The 24,645-nt window shown below is 33.8% G+C and carries 24 protein-coding genes and 1 tRNA gene; 19 read left to right on the forward strand and 6 right to left on the reverse strand.

Going from position 1 to position 24,645, the window contains the following annotated elements:
* Nucleotides 1-162 precede the first annotated feature (162 nt).
* The 3 genes from E0I61_RS03315 (at nt 163) to E0I61_RS03325 (ending at nt 3,673) form a co-directional block, all read left to right on the forward strand.
* Complete coding sequence (locus E0I61_RS03315; protein ID WP_131990432.1) at nt 163-825, forward strand: succinate dehydrogenase cytochrome b subunit; 663 nt, start codon at nt 163-165, stop codon at nt 823-825.
* 12 nt (nt 826-837) lie between these two features.
* Nucleotides 838-2,838 (forward strand): fumarate reductase/succinate dehydrogenase flavoprotein subunit, encoded by a 2,001-nt coding sequence (locus E0I61_RS03320; RefSeq protein WP_132069394.1) that lies wholly within the window; start codon nt 838-840, stop codon nt 2,836-2,838.
* Between the two features lie 88 nt (nt 2,839-2,926).
* Complete coding sequence (locus E0I61_RS03325; protein WP_131990430.1) at nt 2,927-3,673, forward strand: succinate dehydrogenase/fumarate reductase iron-sulfur subunit; 747 nt, start codon at nt 2,927-2,929, stop codon at nt 3,671-3,673.
* 116 nt (nt 3,674-3,789) lie between these two features.
* Here the strand turns inward: E0I61_RS03325 and E0I61_RS03330 are convergent, their stop codons facing one another.
* Nucleotides 3,790-4,353, reverse strand: coding sequence for a hypothetical protein (locus E0I61_RS03330; RefSeq protein ID WP_132069396.1), 564 nt, complete (start codon nt 4,351-4,353; stop codon nt 3,790-3,792).
* Nucleotides 4,354-4,428: 75 nt separating this feature from the next.
* Between E0I61_RS03330 and E0I61_RS03335 the strand changes: the two genes are divergently transcribed.
* Complete coding sequence (locus E0I61_RS03335) at nt 4,429-5,199, forward strand: nitrilase family protein (RefSeq protein WP_132069398.1); 771 nt, start codon at nt 4,429-4,431, stop codon at nt 5,197-5,199.
* Between the two features lie 3 nt (nt 5,200-5,202).
* On the opposite strand, the gene E0I61_RS03340 is transcribed toward E0I61_RS03335, so the two are convergent.
* On the reverse strand, nt 5,203-6,867 hold the full coding sequence (locus tag E0I61_RS03340) for an Ig-like domain-containing protein (protein WP_132069400.1): 1,665 nt from the start codon (nt 6,865-6,867) through the stop codon (nt 5,203-5,205).
* 210 nt (nt 6,868-7,077) lie between these two features.
* Between E0I61_RS03340 and mce the strand changes: the two genes are divergently transcribed.
* From mce to E0I61_RS03355, 3 genes are all read left to right on the forward strand, one after another.
* Nucleotides 7,078-7,479 carry a methylmalonyl-CoA epimerase gene (gene mce / locus E0I61_RS03345; protein ID WP_132069402.1) on the forward strand — a complete coding sequence of 134 codons (402 nt, stop codon included), beginning with the start codon at nt 7,078-7,080 and terminating at the stop codon, nt 7,477-7,479.
* Between the two features lie 142 nt (nt 7,480-7,621).
* Nucleotides 7,622-7,695: transfer RNA gene (locus E0I61_RS03350), tRNA-Ile, on the forward strand.
* A gap of 191 nt (nt 7,696-7,886) precedes the next feature.
* Nucleotides 7,887-8,111 (forward strand): hypothetical protein, encoded by a 225-nt coding sequence (locus E0I61_RS03355; protein WP_132069404.1) that lies wholly within the window; start codon nt 7,887-7,889, stop codon nt 8,109-8,111.
* A 33-nt stretch (nt 8,112-8,144) separates the two neighbouring features.
* On the opposite strand, the gene E0I61_RS03360 is transcribed toward E0I61_RS03355, so the two are convergent.
* Entirely contained in the window at nt 8,145-8,732 is a 588-nt protein-coding gene (locus tag E0I61_RS03360; RefSeq protein WP_132069406.1) for a riboflavin synthase, read from the reverse strand.
* 58 nt (nt 8,733-8,790) lie between these two features.
* Between E0I61_RS03360 and pdxA the strand changes: the two genes are divergently transcribed.
* The 9 genes from pdxA to E0I61_RS03405 all read left to right on the forward strand — a co-directional run bounded on the left by pdxA (nt 8,791) and on the right by E0I61_RS03405 (nt 16,134).
* Nucleotides 8,791-9,840, forward strand: coding sequence for a 4-hydroxythreonine-4-phosphate dehydrogenase PdxA (pdxA, locus tag E0I61_RS03365; protein WP_132069408.1), 1,050 nt, complete (start codon nt 8,791-8,793; stop codon nt 9,838-9,840).
* Between the two features lie 85 nt (nt 9,841-9,925).
* Nucleotides 9,926-10,468 (forward strand): YceD family protein, encoded by a 543-nt coding sequence (locus E0I61_RS03370; RefSeq protein ID WP_132069410.1) that lies wholly within the window; start codon nt 9,926-9,928, stop codon nt 10,466-10,468.
* Nucleotides 10,469-10,477: 9 nt separating this feature from the next.
* Nucleotides 10,478-10,672 carry a 50S ribosomal protein L32 gene (gene rpmF, locus E0I61_RS03375; RefSeq protein ID WP_007137315.1) on the forward strand — a complete coding sequence of 65 codons (195 nt, stop codon included), beginning with the start codon at nt 10,478-10,480 and terminating at the stop codon, nt 10,670-10,672.
* A 173-nt stretch (nt 10,673-10,845) separates the two neighbouring features.
* On the forward strand, nt 10,846-11,844 hold the full coding sequence (locus E0I61_RS03380; protein ID WP_131914827.1) for a beta-ketoacyl-ACP synthase III: 999 nt from the start codon (nt 10,846-10,848) through the stop codon (nt 11,842-11,844).
* A gap of 23 nt (nt 11,845-11,867) precedes the next feature.
* A complete protein-coding gene (gene accB, locus E0I61_RS03385; protein ID WP_132069412.1) occupies nt 11,868-12,347 on the forward strand; it encodes an acetyl-CoA carboxylase biotin carboxyl carrier protein in 480 nt (159 codons plus the stop codon).
* 97 nt (nt 12,348-12,444) lie between these two features.
* Complete coding sequence (gene accC, locus E0I61_RS03390; RefSeq protein WP_132069414.1) at nt 12,445-13,791, forward strand: acetyl-CoA carboxylase biotin carboxylase subunit; 1,347 nt, start codon at nt 12,445-12,447, stop codon at nt 13,789-13,791.
* 262 nt (nt 13,792-14,053) lie between these two features.
* Nucleotides 14,054-14,350: a hypothetical protein gene (locus E0I61_RS03395; RefSeq protein ID WP_132069416.1), complete on the forward strand. Its 297-nt coding sequence runs from the start codon at nt 14,054-14,056 to the stop codon at nt 14,348-14,350.
* Nucleotides 14,351-14,379: 29 nt separating this feature from the next.
* Nucleotides 14,380-14,670 carry a hypothetical protein gene (locus E0I61_RS03400; RefSeq protein WP_132069418.1) on the forward strand — a complete coding sequence of 97 codons (291 nt, stop codon included), beginning with the start codon at nt 14,380-14,382 and terminating at the stop codon, nt 14,668-14,670.
* Nucleotides 14,671-14,787: 117 nt separating this feature from the next.
* Nucleotides 14,788-16,134: a sigma-54-dependent transcriptional regulator gene (locus tag E0I61_RS03405; RefSeq protein ID WP_132069420.1), complete on the forward strand. Its 1,347-nt coding sequence runs from the start codon at nt 14,788-14,790 to the stop codon at nt 16,132-16,134.
* On the opposite strand, the gene E0I61_RS03410 is transcribed toward E0I61_RS03405, so the two are convergent.
* Nucleotides 16,131-18,560, reverse strand: coding sequence for an ATP-binding protein (locus tag E0I61_RS03410; protein ID WP_132069422.1), 2,430 nt, complete (start codon nt 18,558-18,560; stop codon nt 16,131-16,133). The genes E0I61_RS03405 and E0I61_RS03410 overlap by 4 nt on opposite strands.
* A gap of 112 nt (nt 18,561-18,672) precedes the next feature.
* Nucleotides 18,673-20,574, reverse strand: a complete 1,902-nt coding sequence (locus tag E0I61_RS03415; RefSeq protein ID WP_132069424.1) for a S9 family peptidase — start codon at nt 20,572-20,574, stop codon at nt 18,673-18,675.
* A gap of 236 nt (nt 20,575-20,810) precedes the next feature.
* Between E0I61_RS03415 and E0I61_RS03420 the strand changes: the two genes are divergently transcribed.
* The 3 genes from E0I61_RS03420 (at nt 20,811) to E0I61_RS03430 (ending at nt 23,947) form a co-directional block, all read left to right on the forward strand.
* A complete protein-coding gene (locus E0I61_RS03420) occupies nt 20,811-21,923 on the forward strand; it encodes an NAD(P)/FAD-dependent oxidoreductase (protein ID WP_131990414.1) in 1,113 nt (370 codons plus the stop codon).
* The gene (mtgA, locus tag E0I61_RS03425) at nt 21,923-22,663 is read left to right on the forward strand and encodes a monofunctional biosynthetic peptidoglycan transglycosylase (RefSeq protein ID WP_131990413.1); all 741 of its coding nucleotides are present in this window, start codon (nt 21,923-21,925) and stop codon (nt 22,661-22,663) included. The genes E0I61_RS03420 and mtgA overlap by 1 nt, the downstream gene beginning before the upstream one ends.
* Before the next feature lie 654 nt (nt 22,664-23,317).
* Nucleotides 23,318-23,947 carry a LuxR C-terminal-related transcriptional regulator gene (locus E0I61_RS03430; protein WP_131990412.1) on the forward strand — a complete coding sequence of 210 codons (630 nt, stop codon included), beginning with the start codon at nt 23,318-23,320 and terminating at the stop codon, nt 23,945-23,947.
* A gap of 130 nt (nt 23,948-24,077) precedes the next feature.
* On the opposite strand, the gene E0I61_RS16585 is transcribed toward E0I61_RS03430, so the two are convergent.
* Nucleotides 24,078-24,389 carry a two-component regulator propeller domain-containing protein gene (locus tag E0I61_RS16585; RefSeq protein ID WP_132069426.1) on the reverse strand — a complete coding sequence of 104 codons (312 nt, stop codon included), beginning with the start codon at nt 24,387-24,389 and terminating at the stop codon, nt 24,078-24,080.
* Nucleotides 24,390-24,645 lie beyond the last annotated feature (256 nt).

The following is a 24,645-nucleotide window of genomic DNA, read 5'->3' on the forward strand; positions in this document are numbered from 1 at the left end:
TGTTTTTCAGGCTGTTTTTAGATTTATGTTTGATATTTAAAGATTTCTTGATGTTTTGTGTAAAACACTTTAAAATCATTATAAATAACAGCGAAAAGGTTGTAGTTCCTGTCTAATTGCTTTATTTTTGTAGAATTTTTTAAAACAAATTATATAAATCTTATGGCAAAATCTGCATTATTGAAATCGTCAATAGCAAAAAAAGTAGCTATGGCGCTTTCAGGACTTTTTTTGATGTTGTTTCTAGCACAGCATTTTTTTATCAATATGACATCGGTGTTTAGTGAAAACACTTTCAACTCGATTTCTCATTTTATGGGAAATAATCCATTAGTACAGTTCGTAATTCAACCCGTTTTAATTGCTGGAGTAGTTTTTCACTTCATCATGGGTATTGTTTTGGATTTTAAAAACCGTGCAGCAAGACCAATTGCGTATGCAAAAAACAATGGAGCTGCAAATTCTTCTTGGGCTTCAAGAAACATGATTGTTACTGGGGCAGTTATTTTTGCATTCCTTGGATTGCATTTTTATGATTTTTGGTTTCCAGAAATGATTTATAAATATGTAGATGTTAGTCCATTGGACGAAACCAGATATTTTCATGAAATGACAGCTAAATTTGAAAGTCCGGTTCGTACCGGTTTATACTGTTTGTCATTTGTATTATTGGCATTGCACTTGTGGCATGGATTCAGTTCTTCTTTTCAATCTGTTGGAGCAAGAAGAGTTTCTTTGGGAACTCAAAAACTCGGTTACGCTTTTGCAATTATAATTCCTTTTGGATTTATTTTTATTGCATTATTTCATCATTTCAATCATTAATATTCAATTATAATGGCATTAGACTCAAAAATACCAGAAGGTTCGATTTCGGACAAATGGACAAATTATAAAGATCATATTAATTTAGTAAACCCTGCGAACAAACGTAATTTAGATGTAATTATAGTTGGTACAGGTCTTGCTGGAGGTTCTGCTGCTGCAACATTGGCAGAATTAGGGTATAACGTAAAAGCATTTTGTTTCCAAGATTCACCGCGTCGCGCGCACTCAATTGCCGCACAAGGAGGAATTAACGCTGCAAAAAATTATCAAGGAGACGGAGATTCAACTTTCCGATTGTTTTATGATACTGTAAAAGGGGGCGATTATCGTGCTCGTGAAGCAAACGTACATCGTTTGGCTGAAGTTTCAGGAAATATTATTGACCAATGTGTGGCACAAGGTGTTCCATTGGCTCGTGAATATGGAGGATTATTGGATAATCGTTCTTTTGGAGGAACATTAGTTTCCAGAACTTTTTATGCAAAAGGACAAACAGGTCAACAATTATTATTAGGAGCATATTCTGCCATGAACCGTCAAATAGGTCGTGGAAAAATAAAAATGCACAACCGTCACGAAATGCTTGATTTAGTAGTCGTAGACGGAAAAGCAAGAGGGATTATTGCCCGTAATTTAGTTACTGGTGAAATAGAAAGACATTCGGCTCATGCAGTAGTTATTGCTTCCGGAGGTTACGGAAATGTATTTTTTCTTTCCACAAATGCAATGGGAAGTAACGCTACCGCAGCTTGGAAAATCCACAAAAAAGGAGCTTTCTTCGCAAATCCTTGTTACACACAAATTCACCCAACCTGTATTCCAGTTTCTGGAGATCACCAATCGAAACTGACATTGATGTCAGAGTCATTGCGTAATGACGGACGTATTTGGGTTCCTGCGAAATTAGAAGATGCTAAGGCTATTCGTGAAGGTAAAAAGAAACCAACGGATTTGTATGAAGCGGAAAGAGATTATTATTTAGAAAGAAGATACCCTGCTTTTGGGAATCTTGTTCCTCGTGATGTTGCCTCTCGTGCTGCAAAAGAGCGTTGTGATGCTGGTTTTGGAGTTAACAAAACTGGAGAAGCTGTTTATTTAGATTTTGCTGCCGCAATACAACGTTACGGTAAAGAGCAAGTTTATGTAAAAGGTTTGGATGCCAATGATGCGGAGTTGGTTATCAAATTAGGAACTGCTGTTGTTGCCAATAAGTACGGTAACTTGTTTCAAATGTATGACAAAATTGTTGATGAGAATCCATACAAAACCCCAATGATGATCTACCCTGCGGTGCATTATACTATGGGAGGAACATGGGTTGATTATAACTTGCAAACCACTATTCCGGGTTGTTTCTCTATCGGAGAATCGAACTTCTCAGATCACGGAGCCAACAGATTAGGTGCTTCGGCATTGATGCAAGGTTTGGCTGATGGATATTTTGTGCTTCCTTATACTATTGGAGATTATTTGGCTCCAGATATTAAAATGGGAACAATTTCTACGGATTTGCCTGAATTTATTGCTGCAGAAAAAGCGGTAAAAGATCAAATCGAGAAATTCATCAACAATAAAGGAACACATTCTGTTGACTATTTTCACAAGAAATTAGGAAAAATTATGTGGGACAAAGTAGGTATGGCTCGTAATGAGAAAGGGTTAAACGAAGCTATTGTAGAAATTGCAGCTTTGCGTGAAGAGTTTTACAAAGATGTAAAAGTGCCGGGAACGGACAAAGGATTCAACCAAGAATTAGAAAAAGCGACTCGTGTTGCCGATTTTCTTGAATTAGGAGAATTGTTTGCCAAAGATGCTTTGCATAGAAACGAATCTTGTGGTGGTCACTTCCGTGAGGAATATGCTACTGAAGAAGGTGAAGCACAACGCGATGATGAAAATTTTGCTTATGTAGCGGCTTGGGAGTACAAAGGAAAACCGAGCGATGCTGTTCTGCACAAAGAAGCATTGGTTTTTGATAACGTGAAACTAGTTCAAAGAAGTTATAAATAATATAGTCTAATGTCTAACGTCTTAAAGTCAAATGGCTCAATGTCAATCGACTTTCGACTTTCGACTTTATGGCTTTCAAACTAAAAATATGAAACTTATATTAAAAATATGGCGTCAGAAAAATGCCGCTACAGAAGGAAAAATAGTCGAATATCCTATAGATCATATTGAGCCGGATATGTCATTCCTTGAAATGCTTGACATTTTGAATGATGAATTAATCATGAAAGGAGATGAACCAGTTGCATTTGATCATGATTGTCGTGAAGGAATTTGCGGAATGTGTTCTTTGTATATCAATGGGGAAGCTCACGGACCGGACAAAGGTATTACGACATGTCAATTGCACATGAGAATGTTCAAGGATGGTGATACCATTTTTATCGAGCCATTTAGAGCAAAAGCGTTTCCTGTAATTAAAGATTTAGTTGTGGATAGAAGTTCTTTTGACAGAATTCAGCATGCTGGAGGATTTATATCTGTAAACACATCAGGAAATACAATTGATGCCAATACAATCCCTATTAACAAGAAAGATGCTGATGATGCATTTGATGCAGCTGCTTGTATTGGTTGTGGTGCTTGTGTGGCGAGTTGTAAAAACTCATCGGCAATGTTATTTGTCGCTGCAAAAGTATCTCAATATGCTTTGTTGCCACAAGGAAGAATTGAAGCTACTGATAGAGTTTTAAACATGGTTAGCCAAATGGATGCTGAAGGTTTTGGTAACTGTACCAATACTGGAGCTTGTGAAGTAGAATGTCCAAAAGGAATTTCTCTTGAAAACATTGCTAGAATGAACAGAGAATATTTATCTGCAAGTTTGAAAGGGTAAACAAGTCATAAAGTCAAATGTCTTAAAGTCGAAAGCTTTAAGGTAAAAACCTAAAAACGCATTCAATGTAAAAGTTGAATGCGTTTTTTTTATATATAATAAATTTTAGATTTTGTTTAGTCTTTCCATCCCCAAGGTGCGGAAGGTGTTGGGACTACTTTTGTAATGTCAAATTTCACGGTAAACAACCGGTCTGAACCGATGCGTCTTAGGTTGTACGTAAAAGACGTTTCGTCTAAAGTAATCCACCAGACATTTGCAGAAGCATTTGGAATTAAATCACATGTTTCTTGATCTGCCGGAAAAAACTGAAGCGTCGATGAACCAGAATTAGACGTTGTTCCGCCATATTGTGTAACCTTGTCTTCGGAGCCATCTTCGTGGCGGTGGTCGTGTTTCAATTGAATACGGTCATTTTTGTATGTTAATACCCAAGTTCTCGATTTGTCATCTCCTACAAAAAAAGGAATTCGAATGGTATTATCATCACAATTGCGAACGTGCATCACTAATTTCTTATCTCGAAAAGTATCATTGGCAGCGCCTTCTTTTACTTCTCCTTCAAATGATTTGCCACATTGTTTTTGTAAATTTTCCCAGAATTGTTTTGCACCTGATTTTTCTTGTCCAAAAATTAAAACGGAAAATAGCATCGTACTTACGATTAGCATCTTTTTCATAAAGTTATTTTTTTTGCTAATATAATGAACTTATGATGTTGTGATATTTCTTATTTTTATAAAAAATAAAACAACATGAAAGTTATCTTGATCCAAGCTCTTTTGATTTGGGAAAATCCAAAGCTAAATCGTGATTATTTCGAGGCCAGAATAAATGAAATTGCTTCGGCGGTTGATTTAATTGTATTGCCGGAAATGTTTACGAGCGGTTTTACAATGAGCCCTGAGAATGTTGCTGAAATAATGCAAGGCGAAACGATAACTTGGCTTAAAGTGTTGGCGAAAGCCAGAAACTGTGCCATTACGGGAAGTTTAGTTATAGAAGAAAATAGTAATTTCTACAACAGAATGGTATTTGTTTTTCCTTCAGGACAAATTCAATTCTATGATAAAAAGCACTTATTTACTTTGGCTGGCGAAGACAAAGTATACACAAGGGGAAATCAAAAAATAATTGTGGACTATTTAGGGTGGAAAATTTGTCCATTGATTTGTTATGATTTACGATTTCCTGCTTTTTCCAGAAATTCAGAGGATTATGACTTGTTGATTTATGTGGCAAGTTGGCCAAAAACCAGAACCAATGCTTGGGATGCTTTATTGAAAGCACGAGCGATAGAAAATATGAGTTATGCGATTGGTGTCAATAGAATAGGGACTGATGCAAATGGTTACGAATACATTGGTCACTCACAAGCGGTCGATTTTCTCGGGAATTATGTCTTGGAACCAGATGAATCTGAAAGTTTTTTTTTAGTAGAATTAGACAAAGAAAAAATGTTAGAAACCAGACAAAAATTAGGTTTTTTGAACGATAGAGATTTTTTTGAAATAAAAAACATATAAGTTTTAGTTCTTTTTTTCTGTTTTCGTATCTGTTTTCTTTTTAGGTTCCGGAATGTATGGAAGGCTCAAATCAAAAATTTGATTTACATCCCAATTAGCACGGACATCAATTTCTTTGGAAAAATAAATGACTTCTTCAGCTTGACGTTTTTCTAAATAATTACCGGAATCCCATTCCTTGTTTTTATTGGTGTCATAAATAGCACGCAAAGTATAAAGTGCAGGTTCAATCAAGTTAAAGTCTATTGTGGTGTTTTTTTCAGTGTATTCAGTAGCCAAAACATCACCTTTTATATTAGTCAGTTCTACAATGACAGGGAATTGCTTCACATTTTCTAATGCCACAGAAAGATTCCCATAATCTGAGGTGTTTCTCGTGTTTAATTTATAGGTCAAAGTGTCATTTGATTTTTCGAAAAAATCAGTTAACGCTCCAGGCAAAATTTCAAAAGTATAATTTTCTAAGGGTTCCTTTTTAAAATCAAAATACAATTTCTGATTAAATTCGTCGTATTCGGTGGTAAAAGGTACTGCGGCTTTTACATTATTAACCAAATTTATTTTAGAATTCTCAATGCGAATTAATGGAGTTGAACTTTCTAAAGTAAATTTATCTCTAAAATTTAAAGTGCCACTTTGCACAGGCGTAATGTTTAAGGTGTCTTTTTTCTGGTCTTTTATTTTAAAGGTGAAATTGGTTTCGTATTTGTCTTTGGCTACAGCCAAATTTAACGAATCTGTCTTGATGGGTTTATACCAGATTTGAAGGGAATCCTTTTTCGGGAATTTAGTAGTAATCGTAGACAAAACATCAGTATTATTTTTCAAGATTATTTTAGGTCTGTCATTAGCTGAATTCACAACGCCGTCGTATCCCAAAAGCAATTTATTTCCAGATGCTTGGCTTGGTTTGAAAGCCTTAAAAGGGAGTGTTTCCTTAAATAATTCCAACTCGTAAATGGTGTCGTTTGGAATAGTAATAAAGTCTTTGCTAAATCCAATTTTATCCGTTTTTGGATTGTATTTGTTATTACTGTTGTAGTCTTTCATCGCTACAAGAAGATATTTTCCGGCTTTTAAATTCTCAAAACGAAAAGTCTTCAAACTATCTAATGTGTTTGTCACATATCTTGGATTCTCATTATAAACTATTGAATCTTTAAAAGTGTCATTCACATCATAAAGCATAACCGAAACGAATGATTCTACTTCTTTGTCATAAGCACTTTTTACAGTTCCGCCAAGGCTTAAAGAGTCAATATAGTCTCCGGTAGAAAACACATATTTGAATTGGTTAAACGGATTTCCTTCGTTATTGTCAGCGATGCTTTGTCCAAAATTAAAGCTGTAAGTGGTATTAGGTTGTAACGTGTCTTTGATTTTTATTGTAATCGTTTTGCTTGGAGTAGTAGGTAGAATCGATGGTTCGTATTTCATTGGTGGTGAAATAATCAATTGCTTGTTAAGGTTTTTAAGTTTAATGTTTTCGTCAAAGACTAGTTTGATCTCGTTTCCTTTGAAGTTTTTGCTGAAATTTTCCGGAAAACTTGCTTTTAAAACGGGTGCAATGGTATCTTTCAAACCACCAGTGATGGAGCCTCTTTTGGCACATCCAACAATAACTAAAAGCAATAGAAAGAAGGTGTATTTTAAATTGTTTTTCAACATATCAAATCATAATTAGAATGTACAAAATAACAATTATAATTCATGCAATCGAAATTTTTTATAGAATTATTATGAGCGATTTAATTCAGCTTACTTTTTAGAATGCCTCTCTTTTTTTGTTTTTAATGTTTAATTTTGCGTCAAATAAGTTTTGTTGCGGCTAGTTTACTGTTTAAATTTGAAACCAATGTTGAATCGATATTATAAATAATGAGAAAAATAGAACATATAGGGATTGCTGTTAAAGACTTAGAAGTGTCAAATTTAGTTTTCGAAAAACTCTTTGGGGCTCCAGCTTATAAATTCGAAGATGTAGAAACCGAAGGAGTGACAACTTCTTTTTTTATGAATGGCCCCAATAAAATTGAGCTTTTAGCGGCAACTAATCCAGAAAGTCCTATTGCTAAGTTTTTAGAAAAAAAGGGAGAAGGGATTCATCATATCGCTTTTGATGTTGAAGATATTGTTTCAGAAATAGCGCGTTTAAAAAAGGAAGGGTTTGTAGTCTTGAATGAAATTCCGAAAAAAGGAGCTGATAACAAGTTAGTTGCATTTCTGCATCCAAAAAGCACGAATGGTGTTCTGATAGAATTGTGTCAGGAAATAAAATAATTTAATTGCAGATAAATGGGTAGTATTCTAATTTTCAGTTGGTTTCTATTTGAAATAAGTTAATAATTGAACTATATTAAAATCTAAGTCAAAAATATTTGGAGCAAATGAAAAATAGTGGTAATATTGCACACTCTAAACCGGTCCTATAGCTCAGCTGGTTAGAGCACCTGACTCATAATCAGGTGGTCCCTGGTTCGAGCCCAGGTGGGACCACGTAAAAAGCCTTTCAATTTTTTGAAAGGCTTTTTTTTATAACAGTATAAAAGCATATTTCATGTAAAAAAATCATACTTTTGTAACGATTACTGTTGTTTTTGTTAAAGCTATGAATTTTTTTGTAAAAAAAATAAATTATCAAATAAAAATATTTTTTAGGAGTAATTGATGCTTTATCTTTCTGATTTATGAAAATTTTTAAAAATATTTTTTTTATAATAATCATTTTCCTTTTTGGGATTATGGATGTTTTTGCGGGGCCTACGCCTCCAAATCCTTTTGGAAAGAAGAAGCCGCCACCACCGCCTGGATTGCCTATTGATGAAAATATTTGTATACTAATGATAATTGCATTGTTATTTGGAATTTATATTATTTACAACAATATGTTAAAAACAAAAACCACAATTTAAATTGTGGTTTTTGTTTTTATATGGTTAAGGGGATTATTTGTTAGCGTATAATCGGGAAACGTATTTGCCAATCACATCAAATTCAAGATTTATTTTTGTGCCAACTTCAATGGTTTTGAAATTAGTGTGCCCATGTGTATAAGGGATTATGGCTACACTAAACTGATTTTTTTTAGAATTCACCACGGTTAAACTTACGCCATTTACGGTAATTGAACCTTTTTCGATAGTAATGTTGTTTAATTTTTCATCATATTCAAAGGTGTAAAGCCAGCTTCCATTGGTTTGCTCTGCGATGATGCAGGTTCCTATTTGGTCTACGTGTCCTTGAACGATGTGTCCGTCAAGTCTGTCTCCAAGTTTCATTGCCCTTTCTAAGTTGACACTGTCGCCAACTTTCCAATCGGCTAAATTTGTTTTTTTTATCGTTTCGTCTATGGCGGTCACGGTATAGAAGGTGTCCTTGATTGCAACAACTGTAAGGCAAATTCCGTTATGAGCAACGCTTTGGTCAATTTGTAGTTCGCTGGTAATCGATGAATTCATCGTTATGTGAACATTACTGTTCTCTTTTTTTATTTCTTGGATGACACCAAGGGTTTCTATGATTCCTGTAAACATTTCTTGTTTTATTTTACTAAATTTGCACTTCAAAATTAGCAATAAATAACGTTAGGTCATGATGAAAAAAGCAGAAAATATAATCGTCGGGATTTCTATAGGAGATTTAAACGGTATTGGAAGCGAAGTTGTTTTAAAAACATTCGAGGATTCTCGTATGTTGGAGTTGTGTACTCCTGTTATCTTTGCTAATGTTAAGTTGTTATCTTTTGTGAAGAAAAGTTTTCAGTCTACTTCTTTGTTGCACGGAATTGATAAGTTGGATCAAATTGTAACAGGAAAGATTAATGTTTTAAATCTTTGGAAAGAAGGAGTTGATTTGAATCTTGGAGTAAATGATCCTAAGGCAGGTGAGTATGCTATAAAATCATTTGTTGCGGCCACCAAAGCTTTAAAGGATGGTCTTGTAGATGTATTAGTGACTGCGCCTATAAATAAGTATAATATTCAATCAGAGGATTTTAAATTTCCGGGACATACGGATTATTTAGATCAAGAATTGGAGGGAAATGCACTTATGTTGATGGTTCAGGATAGTTTAAGAGTTGGGCTCTTGACGGATCATATTCCGTTAAGTGAAGTGGCTTCTCATCTTACGGAAGAATTGATTAAAAGAAAAATTGAAACGGTTAAGCAATCATTAATACAGGATTTCAGTATTAATAAGCCTAAAATAGCTGTTTTGGGGTTAAATCCTCACTGTGGTGACGGAGGAGTTATCGGTACTGAAGATGATTTGATATTAAAGCCAACATTAAAAAAAATATTTGATAAAGGAACCTTGGTGTTTGGTCCTTTTGCAGCTGATGGTTTTTTTGGAAGTAACCAATATGAGAAGTATGATGCTATAATTGCGATCTATCACGATCAAGGATTAATTCCTTTTAAAACGTTGTCTTTTGGTAATGGAGTGAATTATACGGCAGGTTTGAATAAAATAAGAACGTCTCCGGATCATGGTACTGCTTATGATATAGCAGGAAAAGGAGTGGCTGATTTTAACTCATTCAAAGAGGCGGTTTATTTGGCACTTGATATTTATCATTCGAGAAATCAATATGCCGAAATCAGTGTGAAGCCATTGAAAACAAAAGAAAAACAGTTGTAAACAAAAAAAAGTGAATAACATTATTAGATTTGCAATAATTTTATATCTTTGCACTCCCGAAGTTTAGGGTCAAATTGTTGTTGAAATGAAGAAGACAAAAGAATTTTTAATACCTTTTATAGGATTAAAGCTAGGAAAACATCATTTTGAGTATCAAATAAATAATTCGTTCTTTGAAATCTTTGATTATAATGAATATCAAGATTCAAATATCAAAGTAAATGTAGTTTTAGAGAAAAAAAGTACGCTGTTGGAGTTAAGTTTTAAGCATAAAGGGACAGTAAATGTACCTTGTGATTTGACAAGCGAAGATTTTGACTTGCCAGTTAAAGGCAAAATGAATTTAATTGTTCGTTTTGGGGAGGAATATAATAATGACAATGAAGAATTGTTGATTTTACCTCATGGAGAGTTTGAAATAGATATTGCACAATATGTCTATGAAATGATAGTGTTGTCAGTGCCTCTAAGACGTGTTCATCCAGGAATTAAAGATGGAAGTTTAAAAACGGAAGCTTTAACTAAGCTTAATGAACTGATAGTAAAAGAAGAAAAAAAAGAGAATAAACAAGAAGAAAATATTGACCCGCGTTGGGACAAATTAAAGCAACTATTAACGGATAAATAATATAGTAAAATGGCGCATCCTAAGAGAAAAATCTCCAAAACAAGAAGAGATAAAAGAAGAACACATTACAAAGCTACTGTAGCACAGATTGCTACTTGTCCTATTACAGGAGAAGCGCACTTATACCATAGAGCTTACTGGCATGAAGGTAAAATGTATTACAGAGGGCAAGTTGTTATAGATAAATCTGTAGCTGTTGCTTAATACATTTTTGTAAATGATATTCGAACTCTCACATCGTGAGAGTTTTTTTGTTGTTTATAATTTTCATTAAATAAGAAGTTCCAAATCAATGAAAATGGAATTTTTTTTTGTAATTTTCAAGTCTTTTAAAAATTTTTCAAATGGCAACATTTGACAAAAAATAATCGCATCCAATGAATACAATTACAGCCGCAATAACCGCTGTTGGAGCCTATGTTCCAGACTTTGTTTTAACTAACAAAGCTCTTGAGGCCATGGTTGACACCAATGACGAGTGGATAACCTCTCGTACAGGAATAAAAGAAAGAAGAATCCTCAAAGAAGAGGGTAAAGGAACTTCTTTTTTAGCCATAAAAGCTGCACAAGATTTATTAGCTAAAGCCAATATTGACCCTCTAGAAATAGACTTGTTGATAATGGCAACTGCAACGCCAGATATGCCAGTTGCTTCAACAGGTGTATATGTAGCAACCGAAATAGGAGCCTTAAATGCTTTTGCATATGATTTGCAAGCAGCATGTTCCAGTTTCTTATTTGGGATGTCAACGGCAGCAGCTTACATAGAGTCCGGAAGATACAAGAAAGTACTATTAATTGGTGCTGATAAAATGTCCTCTATCGTAGATTATACTGATAGATCAACCTGTATCATTTTTGGAGATGGAGCTGGAGCAGTATTGTTCGAACCTAATTATGAAGGATTAGGATTGCAAGACGAATACTTGCGCAGTGATGGAATCGGAAGAGATTTTTTGAAAATTGACGCTGGTGGTTCTCTACTTCCTGCCTCTTACGAAACAGTAAGAGATAATAAACACAATATTATTCAAGACGGAAAAACAGTATTTAAATATGCTGTGACCAACATGGCTGATTCAAGTGAATTAATTCTGAAAAGAAATAATTTAACCAATGAAGATGTAGATTGGTTAGTTCCTCATCAAGCCAACAAACGTATTATTGATGCAACAGCAAATAGAATGAATTTAGAAGATTCTAAAGTGCTAATGAATATTGAAAAATACGGAAACACAACTTCTGCGACTTTACCATTAGTTCTTAATGATTTTGAACATTTATTCAAAAAAGGAGATACGATAATTTTGGCTGCTTTTGGAGGTGGATTCACTTGGGGATCTATATATCTAAAATGGGCATACGATAAAAAATAAATTTAAACTAAAAACAAATAATTATGGATTTAAAAGAAATTCAAAATCTAATCAAGTTTGTAGCAAATTCAGGAGTTGCAGAAGTTAAATTAGAGATGGATGATGTGAAAATTACCATCAGAACAACTTTAGAAGGAAATGTAACTGAAACCACGTATGTTCAACAAATGCCGGCTCAAGCTACACTTCAACAAGCAGTAACTCCACAACAAATTGCTCCGGTTGCAGTAGCTCCAGAAGTTCCAGTAGCAGAAAACGCTCACTATATCACCATAAAATCTCCAATCATTGGAACTTTTTATAGAAAACCATCTCCAGATAAACCAATGTTTGTTGAAGTAGGTAAAACAATTGCTAAAGGTGACGTACTTTGTGTAATTGAAGCTATGAAATTATTTAATGAAATTGAATCTGAAGTTTCTGGTAAAATTGTAAAAATATTGGTTGACGATATGTCGCCAGTAGAATTTGACCAACCGTTATTCTTAGTAGATCCATCATAAGGAATTATAAATTATGAATTATAAATTATGAATTGGTTTTTATCACCAGTCCTATATTTTAAAAAATTCATAACTCATAACTCATAACTCAAAAAAGATGTTTAAAAAAATATTGATTGCCAATAGGGGGGAAATTGCGTTACGCGTAATTAGAACATGCAAGGAAATGGGTATAAAAACGGTAGCCGTTTATTCTACTGCAGATGCCGAAAGTCTACATGTAAAGTTTGCTGACGAAGCAGTTTGTATTGGACCACCTCCAAGCAACTTGTCCTATTTAAAAATGTCAAATATTATTGCCGCTGCCGAAATTACAAATGCAGATGCAATACATCCGGGATACGGATTCCTTTCTGAAAATTCTAAATTTTCTAAAATTTGTCAAGAACATGGTATCAAATTCATTGGAGCTTCTCCAGAGATGATTGATAGAATGGGAGATAAAGCTTCCGCAAAATCGACTATGATTGAAGCGGGTGTTCCTTGTGTTCCAGGTTCAGTAGGAATTTTAGAATCGTATGAGCAAGCCTTACAATTATCAAGAGATTTTGGCTACCCAGTAATGCTTAAAGCAACTGCTGGTGGTGGTGGAAAAGGAATGAGAGCTGTTTGGAAAGAAGATGAATTGTTGAAAGCTTGGGAAGATGCGCGTCAGGAATCTGCAGCAGCTTTTGGAAATGATGGAATGTATCTGGAGAAATTAATCGAAGAGCCTCGCCATATTGAGATTCAAGTAGTAGGTGATTCTTACGGAAAAGCCTGTCATCTTTCAGAAAGAGATTGTTCAGTTCAAAGACGTCATCAAAAATTAACTGAAGAAACTCCATCTCCATTTATGACAGATGAGTTACGTGAAAAAATGGGTGAAGCAGCTGTAAAAGCAGCTGAATACATTAAATATGAAGGTGCTGGAACTGTAGAATTTTTGGTTGATAAACACCGTAATTTCTACTTTATGGAAATGAATACCCGTATTCAAGTAGAGCACCCAATTACAGAACAAGTTATTGATTATGACTTAATCCGTGAGCAAATTATGGTTGCCGCTGGAATACCTATTTCGGGTAAAAACTACTTACCACAATTACATGCGATCGAATGCAGAATTAATGCAGAAGATCCTTATAATGATTTCCGTCCTTCTCCAGGAAAAATCACAACATTACATATGCCGGGTGGACACGGAGTTCGTTTAGACACTCACGTGTATTCAGGGTATACTATTCCACCAAATTACGATTCAATGATTGCAAAACTTATTACTACAGCCCAATCTCGTGAGGAAGCGATTAGTAAAATGAGAAGAGCCTTGGATGAATTTGTAATCGAAGGAATAAAAACTACGATTCCGTTTCATAGGCAATTAATGGACGATCCTCGTTATATTGCAGGAGATTACACTACTGCATTTATGGATACTTTCAAAATGAACGATCCGGAATAAAAAATACTTTATTTAAGTAAAAAACCTTGCAGCGATGCAAGGTTTTTTTGTTTATTATATTTTGATACTGCCTGAATTGTATAATAATTATACACTTTGCCCCAGTATTTATACATCTTTCTTGTGTTTTGAATTTAATGGCTATTTTTAAAGCGTTGTTTTTTAATGCATTAACGATGTGATGCCTTGCTTTAAATGATTGGTATAATTATTTCTTTGTCTTAAGTAACAATAACAAATAAATAATTTAAAATTAAATACTATGAAAAAGTTAATCTTATCCGCAGCAATCGTTTTAGGAAGTTTGTCAACTTATGCTGCTACAGCTCCAATCGTGAGTAGTACCATTAAATCAGTATCAATTCAAGAGGAATACACTGAAGTAAAATTGGAAGAAGTTCCTGAAGCAATAAAAGCGGCATTAAAAACGGCATATCCAAGTGCTGTTCTTGACAAAGCGTATATAAATGCTAACAAAGAATACAAATTAGACATTACTGTTGGAGATAAAAAAGGAAATCTTTTTGCTGATGCAAATGGGAAATGGATTCAAAAATAAAAATATAATAATAAATAAAAATAAATAATATGAAAAAGTTAATGGTATCAGCAGCAATCGTTTTAGGGAGTTTATCAGCATTTGCGACTACAGTTCCAAATCAAAATTTTCAAGTTCAATCCTCATTATTTCAAGAAGGATATACTGAAGTAGAAACAGTTCCTGATGCTGTGAAAAAAGCGCTGGAAACAGCACATCCGGGCGCGGTTCTTGGAAAAGCATTTATAAATGCAAAGAAAGAATACAAATTAGAGATTACAGTTGGAGACAAGAAAGCTACTGTTTATACGGATGCCAATGGGAAATGGATAAATAAATAATTTAGGTGAGTTTTGTTTTTAAAAAGAGAGATTGTTTGTAACAGTCTCTCTTTTTTTGCAAAAAATTATGAGAATACAAATTTAATACCTTTATTTTAGCCTTAAAGTTAAAATGTAATGGCTAAGATTTTATTGATTGAAGATGATGTTGCCTTTTGTAAATTATTAGAAAAATTTCTAGTAAAAAAAGCGTACGATGTAACGCCGGCATTTTCAGCGGCAGAAGCAAAATCCAAAATTAAGAGCAACGAATTTGATTTGGTCATCACGGATTTAAGACTTCCCGATTCTGATGGGATTGCACTTATGTCAGAAATAAAATTGACTCACCCAAATGTTCCCGTAATACTAATGACGGGATATTCTGATGTGAGTACGGCTGTTAAAGCTATAAAAAATGGTGCTGCGGATTACATCTCCAAACCATTTAATCCTGAAGAAGTTCTATTGGTTATTACCAATGCTTTAGAAATTTCAAATGTCACGGAGTCAAATCAAATAGTCACCGCGACAAAAATCGGAAAACAAAGTGTAAAAAAAGATGCCAATGAATTCGTTAAAGGAATTTCTAAAGCATCCCAAAAGCTTGCCGAATACATACAGCTGGTCAGTCCGACAAATATGTCCGTTTTAATTATCGGCGAAAGCGGAACTGGAAAAGAAGTCATTGCCAAAAGTATTCACGAAAACAGTTCCAGAAAAAATACTAATTTCATTGCTGTTGACTGTGGTTCAATTCCAAAAGAATTAGCAGCGAGTGAATTTTTCGGTCATATTAAAGGATCTTTTACGGGAGCAATTCATGATAAAATTGGTTTTTTTGAAGCGGCAAATGGGGGGACTATTTTTTTGGATGAAATTGGGAATCTGTCTTATGAGAATCAAATTCAGCTTTTGAGAGCTTTGCAGGAAAGAAAAATCAAACCCGTTGGCAGTAATAAAGAAATAGACGTTGATATTAGGATTATTACCGCAACAAATGAAGATTTGCGTGAAGCGGTTAAAAGTGGAGATTTCAGGGAAGATTTATATCACAGAATCAATGAATTCTCTATTCATTCCCCGTCATTAGTCGAGAGGAATGAAGATTTAATGATCTTCTCAGATTTTTTTCTTGAAAAGTCAAATCAGGAATTGAATAAAAATGTCATCGGATTTTCTTCGGAAGTCATGACTATTTTTCAAAACTACAGATGGCCGGGAAATCTTCGGGAACTTCAAAATTGTATCAAAAGAGCAACGCTTTTATCGCAAGGGGATTTTATTGAAAAAACGGCACTTCCTATGGAGTTTTTTCAAAATGAAGACAAAAAAATCACCGATTTTTCTTTGTTTGAAAATGAGAAAGAAACCATTCTTGAAGCTTTAAATCAAACGAATAACAACAAATCTGAAGCTGCGAAATTGTTGAAAATTACCAGAAAAACGTTATATAATAAATTAAATCGTTACGATATTAATTAGTCTGATTCCTTTTCTAAAAGAGAAAAAAGACGGTCAATTTTATCTTTTAAGTTTTCAGAATGGATTTTAATTGCTGCGATTGTAAAATCGTCTAACTCTAAGTGATCTAATATTGTGCTAATTTCGTTGGCTTGAATTTGTTTGAACATTGGTCCCATTTTATGGGCAATATTTTTAATCTCAATAAAATTTTCTAAAGAAATAGCTTGTTCTAAATTGCCTAAATTTTCTTTGGTACTCGCTATAAACGATTCTAAAACCTCAGTTAAAGCCTGTTTTTCATTGGGTAAAAATGATTTTAATGCTTTTAAAGAATAGAGCTTGTCTGTTTTTGTAGCATCAGTCCTATTTTTTAATCCAATAGGAATTTCATCATTATTCAAAATTGCTTTTATGATTTTAAGTAATGTTTTAGGCGAATATGGTTTTCTGACAACGGTTGTGAAACCAGCTTTTTTATAACGCTCTAAATCCAAATCACTTTTTCCAGTCACGGCTATTATCGGTTGCTTTTTATAATTGGAGTCGGGTGTGTTTTGGAGTTCTTTTAAAAATGAAAAACCGTCCATAACGGGCATTTGAATATCCGTAATTATGAAATCAAAACTGTTGTTTTTGATCCAATGAAGCGCTTCGTGTGCATTGTTAAATGGAATTACATTGAAGTGATGCTGTTTTAAAACTTCGGTTGTCAATTTTAATAAACCCTCATCATCATCGATGATAATTGCGGTAAATTCTTCTTCTGATGGATTGTTATTTAATTCTTTTTGAATCGAATCGTCAAATTGTAATGGAATCTGAATCTGAAAAACACTTCCTTTGTCCAGTTCGCTTTTCAAGCTTAATTCACCGCCTAAAATAGCCGTCATTTTTTTAGAGATGGTAAGTCCTAAACCCGTTCCTCCATATTTTTTTTCAATATTTTCGTCGGCTTGTGTGAATTCTTCAAAAATTAATTGTTGATTTTTTTCTTCTATTCCAATGCCGGAATCTTCAATTAGGATGATTACTGTATTGGTTTCTGAATGGATTTTGGCTTGAATTTTTATGAATCCTTTTTCCGTAAATTTGAAAGCATTCCCAATGATGTTAGACAGTATTTGTCTTAGTCGGAATGGATCTCCAATGATTCTTTGTTTTAGATTAGGATCAACTTCAATAATCAGTTGAATTTGTTTTTGCGTATAAACGGATTGAATGCTGTTCCCAACTTCATTAATGATGTCATATAATGAAAACGGAATTTTTTCTACCGTGATTTTTCCTGCTTCAATTTGAGTGAAATCTAATAAATCCTGTACTAATTGTGAAATGTAATCTGATGAACCTTTGATATTTTTGGTGAAATACAATTGCTTGGTATTTAAATCAGAATTTCCCAGCAGTTCCGTGTAACCAACAATAGTACTTAAAGGCGTTTTCAAATCGTGGCTTACTGTCGAAATAAGTTGTTCTCTGCTCGTTAATAGTTTTTTTGTTTTAGAATTTGCAATCTCCAGTTGTTTCTTATAAGATTGTGTTTTGGAGTAATCATTTAAAATGATAATCAAAAAGAACAAGGTCAATAACAATCCAATTATTGCGGCAGTGGTAACAATTTGGTTTGTTTTTTTTAAGGAATTTTCTCGGTCTGAATAGCTTTTGGTCGTATTTATAATGATTTCACGTTCTATAATATTGAGTACTTTTCTTAACTGGTCGGATATCGAAAGTTCGTTTTGCAACAATTTATTTTCTTCCTGATTTAACAGCAGTTTCTTTTTTGCGGTTTCTTTCTTTACGTCATTCAGCAAGTTTTTTGAAGCCATTAAAATGGAATCTGATGCTTTTTTGCTTAATGTATTGGTGCTGTCATCGGGAATATTTTGATTCAAATAAGCCACGTACTTTTTAAGTACATTTCGTTGGTATTGCCCCATTTCCGAAGGGTATTTCACAAAATCTTCCAATTGAAGTTTTCGCAATGAAGACTCCATTTTTGTCAAATCCTCAATGGCGGTTTTAACAGAAGTTTCATCCTCGGTTTTATTTTTTATCGTTTTTAGTTGCTGGATGTTTTTAGTTTTTTTGGACAATAAATATTTTACACTATCCAGTAAAGTGATTTGATAGGGAGTAGAAACCAATAGTTTTAAAGAATCAATATCTGATTTTAAAGATGCAGTTTTGCTGATATAATTTTTAAAATCTTTCTCTGATTCAGATTGAATAGCGATTCGGGCTAAACTTTCCGTTTTATGCATGTCAGATAGTAAACTACTCACTTTCAAAATAGTGCTGCTTTCCTCCGTAATTCTCTTTTCAGTTTTAGAAAAACTCTTGTTTTCAGTATATAAAAACCAGCCTACGCTTACAAAAAGTAAGGCCAGCACCAGATAGCTTAGGAGAATTTTTATCGGAATATAACTTTTTTTACTGTCCATTTTTCAAAGATAAAAATTACAAAAGCGTTTAAAGTTAAGTTATTCAAAATGTTTTGATGCAAACAAAAAACCTCACTGGAAAGTGAGGTTTGATTTATTTTAAAGTTGTAATTTATAAGGTTTCTTTCAACCATTTGAAAAATTCACCTTGCCAAATTTGAGCATTCTGCGGTTTTAATACCCAATGATTCTCTTCAGGAAAATACAAGAATCTACTTTTTATCCCTCGTAATTGCGCCGCTTGGAAAGCTTCTTGACCTTGTCCTATCGGCACACGAAAATCTTTTCCGCCTTGAATAATTAAAATTGGTTTGTTCCATTTTTCAACCATGGTCATAGGATTGAAAATAGTGTAGGCTTTTTGCGCAACAGCATTGTCTTTTTCCCAATAGTTACCACCAAAATCCCAGTTGGTAAAGAAAACTTCTTCGGTAGTTCCATACATACTTTGTGTATTAAAAATTCCATCATGGGCAATAAAGGTTTTGAATCGGTTGTTGTGCATTCCGGCCAGATAAAAAACAGAATACCCGCCGTAACTGGCGCCAACACATCCTAAACGTGTCGCATCAACATATTTTTCCTTCGCCACATCATCAATCGCTGAAAGGTAATCTTGGATTACTTGTCCGCCCCAGTCTTTGCTGATTTGCTCATTCCATTCCACACCATGACCTTGCATTCCGCGACGGTTTGGAGCTACAACAATATAACCGTTAGCGGCCATCAACTGTAAATTCCATCGGTAAGAATAAAATTGTGTCAATGGAGATTGCGGCCCGCCTTGACAATACAAAAGAGTTGGATATTTTTTTGAGGGATCAAAATTAGGCGGAAGAACCACCCAAACTAACATTTTTTTACCATCCGTTGTCGTTACGTAGCGTCTTTCGGTTTTGCTTAACGCCAAAGAATTATAGGTTGTTGTATTGACATTAGATAGTTGTTTCCAAGTGTTTTTCTTTAAATTATAAGAAAAAATTTCCGCAGCATGATTCATGTCAGTTCTCGTTACGATGATGTTATCACCGGAAAAACCAACTAAATCATTGACGTCAAACTCACCATTAGTGATTTGGTGAACGTTAATTGCAATTTTGGTCAGCCCTGGAAAATTAACTTCAAACAACTGTTTTGTTCCATCAATCGGCGCCACAAAAAAGACTTTTTTTCCGTCAGTACTCCAGATAAAATGATCCACAGTGCCATCCCAATTTGCCGTCAGGTTCATTTTTATTCCTTTGAAACTAACAATCAGGTCATTTTTATCGGCTTCATAACCGTCTCGTTTCATTTGTAACCAAGTCAAATTTCCTGTAGGAGAAAATTGTGGAGCAGTATCATATCCCAGATTTTCTTCGGTTCTATTGATGGTTTTTCCAGTTTCTAGATTGTATTCGAAAATATTGGTATTGGTAGAAACAGCATAATCCGTTCCTGCTTTTTTCTTGCTTACGTAAAGAATACTTTTGCTGTCTGGCGACCAAATATAATCTTCATCACCACCAAAAGGTTTTTGTGGACTGTCGAAATTTTCTCCCTTCAGAATGTCAATTCCCACAGCGCCTTCTTTGTTTTCTTTGTAAAAAACATGATTGTATTTGCCTTCATTCCAAGTGTCCCAATGGCGATAATTCAATCCGTCGTAGATTTGAACATCTGATTTTTCCAGTTCAGGATAAAAATCTTTTCCGTGAATTTTTTCGATTTTCACTTCTTCATTGTAAACAATATATTTCCCGTCTGGAGAAATGTTCTTGTCTTTTAATAGGTCTTTAGTCTCTTTTACTTCGGTTGGATTTCCACCATTTACTGGTAAAATGTAGAGTTTTGTATCCGATTTATTTTCTTGAACAGAAGGAGTTGTTACTTTATAGACTATATTTTTTCCATCTTTGGAAATACCTAAAGGAGTTACTCTTCCTAGTTTCCAAAGCAGCTCCGGAGTCATTACATTTTGTGCCATAGCAGTTAAACTCATCATTAATAAGGGTATTAGCAGTATTTTTTTCATTTTAATAATTGATTTTTTCGAATGCTAAAATTAGCCAATTTAAATTGATGTTTTTTCGTTTTTAACACTTGCTTTTTAGCCCCGATAAAAGTGGAAATCCTTTTATTTTTTTGCTTTAAAAAAATAAAAGATTACTTCACACTGCTTTCATTTTAATTGAAGTTCAGTGAATTTATTTGCAAGGGATAGCGGGATTAGCTCCAAAAAATTATTATTTTTATAAAAAATATTTGGACATGGATTTGAGCTATTGGGAATTAAAAAACTGGTTTACTGATGTTAATTACACCATCGTAGGGAGCGGTATTGTGGGCTTGCATGCTGCATTACGCTTGCGCGAAAGATTCCCGGACAGCAAAATTTTAGTCTTAGAAAAAGGAATATTACCGCAAGGTGCGAGTACTAAAAATGCTGGTTTTGCCTGTTTTGGAAGTCTTTCAGAAATCATAGATGATTTAAAATCCCATTCAGAGGAAGAAGTGATTCGTCTCGTTCAAAAACGATGGAAAGGCCTGAAATTGTTACGAAAAAGACTCGGCGACGACACTATAGATTTCAAACCGTATGGCGGATATGAGTTGTTTTTAAAAGACGATGAAAGTTGTTACAGTGAGTGTGTTGGAAAATTACCCTTCGTCAATGAAATTTTAAGACCACTTTTTAAAGCCGATGTTTTTGCCAAGGAAGTAGACCGTTTTGGGTTCAGCGGCATACAGGAATATTTGGTTTTCAATCCTTTTGAAGCACAGATTGATACCGGAAATATGATGCAGGCGTTGTTGAAAGAAGCAGTTTCTAAAAATATTTTAATTCTAAACCAACAAACTGTTACCTCTTATTTCGACAAAGGAAATGGAGTTGAAGTGGCGCTTGGCAATTTTAGTTTTAGTACCCAAAAAATACTGTTTGCCACTAACGGTTTTGCGAATGCATTGACAAATGGAGCCGTTAAACCAGCCAGAGCACAAGTTTTAATTACGGAGCCTATTAAAAATTTAGATATAAAAGGAACATTTCACTTGGATAGGGGCTATTATTATTTTAGGAATATTGGCGACAGAATATTGTTAGGAGGTGGAAGAAACCTGGATTTTGAGACAGAAAACACAATAGAATTTGGACAAACAGAAATTGTCCAAAAAAAATTGGAACAATTATTAAAAGAAGTAATTTTGCCTCATCAGGATTTCCAAATTGCACATCGTTGGAGCGGGATTATGGGTATTGGGAACAGCAAGAATCCAATCGTTTCACAACTGTCCGATAATGTGTATTGTGGCGTACGATTGGGCGGAATGGGAGTGGCAATAGGTAGTTTAATTGGAACAGAATTAGCAGATTTAGTATAATGGCAACGAAAATAACACCTAGAAAATCAAGACAACCCGTTAAAAAAGAACCGACCTCTTTTATGAGCAAACTAACTCGTTTTATATTCAAAATATTTTTATGGTTCCTCGGACTCTCTTTGTTTTTTGTGGTACTTTTTAAATTTGTCCCAGTTCCGTTTACGCCTTTAATGGTCATTCGGGGGATTGAAAATAAAGTTGCCGGAAAAGAAGTTTTTTTCAGCCACGATTGGGAACCAATTGAAAACATCTCCATGAATCTTCAAAAAGCCGTAATTGCCAGTGAAGATGGAACGTTCCTGAAACACAATGGTTTTGATTTTGTTGCGATGCAAAAAGCGTATAAAAGCAATGAAAGAGGCCGAAGAATAAAAGGCGGAAGCACGATATCGCAACAAACAGCCAAGAATGTATTCCTTTGGCAAGGCCGAAGTTATTTGAGAAAAGGACTTGAAGCCTATTTCACTGTTTTAATAGAAATCATTTGGGGTAAAGAACGCATTATGGAAGTCTATTTGAATAGTATCGAAATGGGAAATGGTGTATATGGAGCGCAAGCAGCCACAGAACATTGGTACCGAAAAAATGCTTCCAGTCTCACACCGATACAGGCCGCAGGAATAGCAGCCATATTACCCAATCCAAGAAAATATTCGGCAACCAGTTCTTCCTCGTATATCAACAGAAGAAAAGCGAAAATTGTACGCGTGATGCGACAAGTGGGGAAAATTGAATATTAAAAAATAGTTTTTACAATTTATCGGATTATACCAAAAATAGCGGCTTAAGTTTTAAGCGGCTATATTTTTGTACTTTGTAGTATCTGCGTAACGTAGGAAGTTGTGATTTGCTGGAACTGTAGAACTAAACAATAGGGAGCAAACAAGAGAAACTGCTTGATTTATTTTTCCCAATGCATTTCATGAAAATATTTTCTGTATCAATATATTATCATTAGATCTAAAAAAGTTGGACATGCTAAGAGTAATTACGGTTTTTTGTGTGAGTGAAGAGGTAATTTGCCAAGCCCGAAATGTTCTCCTAAGATTAGTTAGGAATAATAAATCGTATTTTTTAAAATGCTTTCTTCTCTTTTTGTTTGGTTTAACCAAATTGTAAGTATAAAACGGATTATATAATAGTTTGTTATCTTTTATAAAAAATTGACATCAAGGAAGAGTATTCTAATTGTTAATGAACCGTTTGTGTTTTTTAATTGATGTACAGATTGATTTAATGTAATTATTATCCTATTAATGCTTTTTTTGCTATATTTACGTAGTATTTAAGTGATAATAAATTATAAAATATTTTTTCACAGTGTTTTTAATTAAATCTTTTATTTATTGGATGATTATAATTGACACATTTTTCTGTCGAAAGTTAAACAAAATATGGAAAATAAAATTTTAATAATAAATGATTGTCTAGTTGTAAGAGCTGGGGTTGCTATCATTTTAAAACAGCATATCAAAAACTTAAACATCTCAAATGCGGAGAATTTTATTCAAGCTATCGAAATTCTAAAGACGAGTTATTTTAATTTGATTTTTTTTGGGATTAATATTCGGGGAGGCAAAAATCTCGGAATGATCGAGGACTTAAGAGCCATTCAGCCTGATGTAAAAATATTAATATTTTCTGTCTTTGAAGAAGACCAATATGCTTGTCGTTATATTCTTTCCGGTGCGAACGGCTATTTGAATAAATCGTGTAGCGAAAAAAAGATTATTGAAGCCGTTACAATCATTTTAGAAAACGGAAAATATATTTCGTCAGAAATCGCGAATAAAATAGTAGAAGCGACGCTTAATAAAAAAACCATAAACCCATTAGATTTACTGTCTAAAAGAGAATTTGAGATTACTAGTTTATTAGTAAACGGTAATGGTAACCTGGAAATTGCCAATAAATTAAATATTCAAATGTCTACTGTGAGTACTTACAAAATTAGGGTTTATGAAAAACTTAAAATTAACAATTTAGTAGAACTTATTGGTGTTTTTAAAACCCATATTTATTAAATATAATCAACATTTATTGCTATAATTGTTCCTTTATTGATTTAACTTGTTAGTTTAAATAAAAATCAGACAGTTTTCTTACCGGTAAAGCATCTTTTCCTAGTGCAATAAGACGGTATACGAAATTCGCTTATTGACATCTGTTCTTTCCTAAATGACAATCATTTATTCCTTTCGGTTTTGTTCCTAAATTCAAGTTAGATATTTGAATGCTTCTCTTGTTAATAAGCTGTAGTTCTTTAAACCCTTCATTATAGCAGAACAAACTATCATTTTTTAAAGCACCTAAGATCTCCGTAATGCGGTTGCTGTTTAAATTTGTTGTAGTAGAATTAAAAGCTGAAAATTGATTTCCGTTATACCTCACAATCCCGTTTTTCGTACTAAGCCATATAAAACCATATTTATCTTGTACAATGCTTTTTACATTGCTTTGAGACAATTCATTATTATCAGAAGCATACCAGCGAAAAGAATAGTTTTCCTAGCTAATTCCTTTATTGACGCATACGAGCAGTAATAAAAAACAATAGTAATAAACGGGTTGTAACGGTATCATCTTTTTATAGGTATTGATATAATTTTTTTAAACGTACTTACTTTTTTTAATTTATTACGTGTAGTAATAATTCTACATTAAAGTAAGTTTATTACTACACCTAATTTGGGCTTTAGAGATTAAGAAAGAATAACTTTGT

It is taken from the genome of Flavobacterium ranwuense, assembly GCF_004349315.1.
GTDB classification, from domain to species: Bacteria; Bacteroidota; Bacteroidia; order Flavobacteriales; family Flavobacteriaceae; genus Flavobacterium; species Flavobacterium ranwuense.

What these genes read in the sequence shown, in the direction of transcription:
- E0I61_RS03315 (WP_131990432.1), top strand. Translation starts at nt 163, where the DNA reads ATGGCAAAATCTGCATTATTGAAATCGTCAATAGCAAAAAAAGTAGCT.
- E0I61_RS03320 (WP_132069394.1), top strand. Translation starts at nt 838, where the DNA reads ATGGCATTAGACTCAAAAATACCAGAAGGTTCGATTTCGGACAAATGG.
- E0I61_RS03325 (WP_131990430.1), top strand. Translation starts at nt 2,927, where the DNA reads ATGAAACTTATATTAAAAATATGGCGTCAGAAAAATGCCGCTACAGAA.
- E0I61_RS03330 (WP_132069396.1), bottom strand. Translation starts at nt 4,353, where the DNA reads ATGAAAAAGATGCTAATCGTAAGTACGATGCTATTTTCCGTTTTAATT.
- E0I61_RS03335 (WP_132069398.1), top strand. Translation starts at nt 4,429, where the DNA reads ATGAAAGTTATCTTGATCCAAGCTCTTTTGATTTGGGAAAATCCAAAG.
- E0I61_RS03340 (WP_132069400.1), bottom strand. Translation starts at nt 6,867, where the DNA reads ATGTTGAAAAACAATTTAAAATACACCTTCTTTCTATTGCTTTTAGTT.
- mce (WP_132069402.1), top strand. Translation starts at nt 7,078, where the DNA reads ATGAGAAAAATAGAACATATAGGGATTGCTGTTAAAGACTTAGAAGTG.
- E0I61_RS03355 (WP_132069404.1), top strand. Translation starts at nt 7,887, where the DNA reads ATGAAAATTTTTAAAAATATTTTTTTTATAATAATCATTTTCCTTTTT.
- E0I61_RS03360 (WP_132069406.1), bottom strand. Translation starts at nt 8,732, where the DNA reads ATGTTTACAGGAATCATAGAAACCCTTGGTGTCATCCAAGAAATAAAA.
- pdxA (WP_132069408.1), top strand. Translation starts at nt 8,791, where the DNA reads ATGATGAAAAAAGCAGAAAATATAATCGTCGGGATTTCTATAGGAGAT.
- E0I61_RS03370 (WP_132069410.1), top strand. Translation starts at nt 9,926, where the DNA reads ATGAAGAAGACAAAAGAATTTTTAATACCTTTTATAGGATTAAAGCTA.
- rpmF (WP_007137315.1), top strand. Translation starts at nt 10,478, where the DNA reads ATGGCGCATCCTAAGAGAAAAATCTCCAAAACAAGAAGAGATAAAAGA.
- E0I61_RS03380 (WP_131914827.1), top strand. Translation starts at nt 10,846, where the DNA reads ATGAATACAATTACAGCCGCAATAACCGCTGTTGGAGCCTATGTTCCA.
- accB (WP_132069412.1), top strand. Translation starts at nt 11,868, where the DNA reads ATGGATTTAAAAGAAATTCAAAATCTAATCAAGTTTGTAGCAAATTCA.
- accC (WP_132069414.1), top strand. Translation starts at nt 12,445, where the DNA reads ATGTTTAAAAAAATATTGATTGCCAATAGGGGGGAAATTGCGTTACGC.
- E0I61_RS03395 (WP_132069416.1), top strand. Translation starts at nt 14,054, where the DNA reads ATGAAAAAGTTAATCTTATCCGCAGCAATCGTTTTAGGAAGTTTGTCA.
- E0I61_RS03400 (WP_132069418.1), top strand. Translation starts at nt 14,380, where the DNA reads ATGAAAAAGTTAATGGTATCAGCAGCAATCGTTTTAGGGAGTTTATCA.
- E0I61_RS03405 (WP_132069420.1), top strand. Translation starts at nt 14,788, where the DNA reads ATGGCTAAGATTTTATTGATTGAAGATGATGTTGCCTTTTGTAAATTA.
- E0I61_RS03410 (WP_132069422.1), bottom strand. Translation starts at nt 18,560, where the DNA reads ATGGACAGTAAAAAAAGTTATATTCCGATAAAAATTCTCCTAAGCTAT.
- E0I61_RS03415 (WP_132069424.1), bottom strand. Translation starts at nt 20,574, where the DNA reads ATGAAAAAAATACTGCTAATACCCTTATTAATGATGAGTTTAACTGCT.
- E0I61_RS03420 (WP_131990414.1), top strand. Translation starts at nt 20,811, where the DNA reads ATGGATTTGAGCTATTGGGAATTAAAAAACTGGTTTACTGATGTTAAT.
- mtgA (WP_131990413.1), top strand. Translation starts at nt 21,923, where the DNA reads ATGGCAACGAAAATAACACCTAGAAAATCAAGACAACCCGTTAAAAAA.
- E0I61_RS03430 (WP_131990412.1), top strand. Translation starts at nt 23,318, where the DNA reads ATGGAAAATAAAATTTTAATAATAAATGATTGTCTAGTTGTAAGAGCT.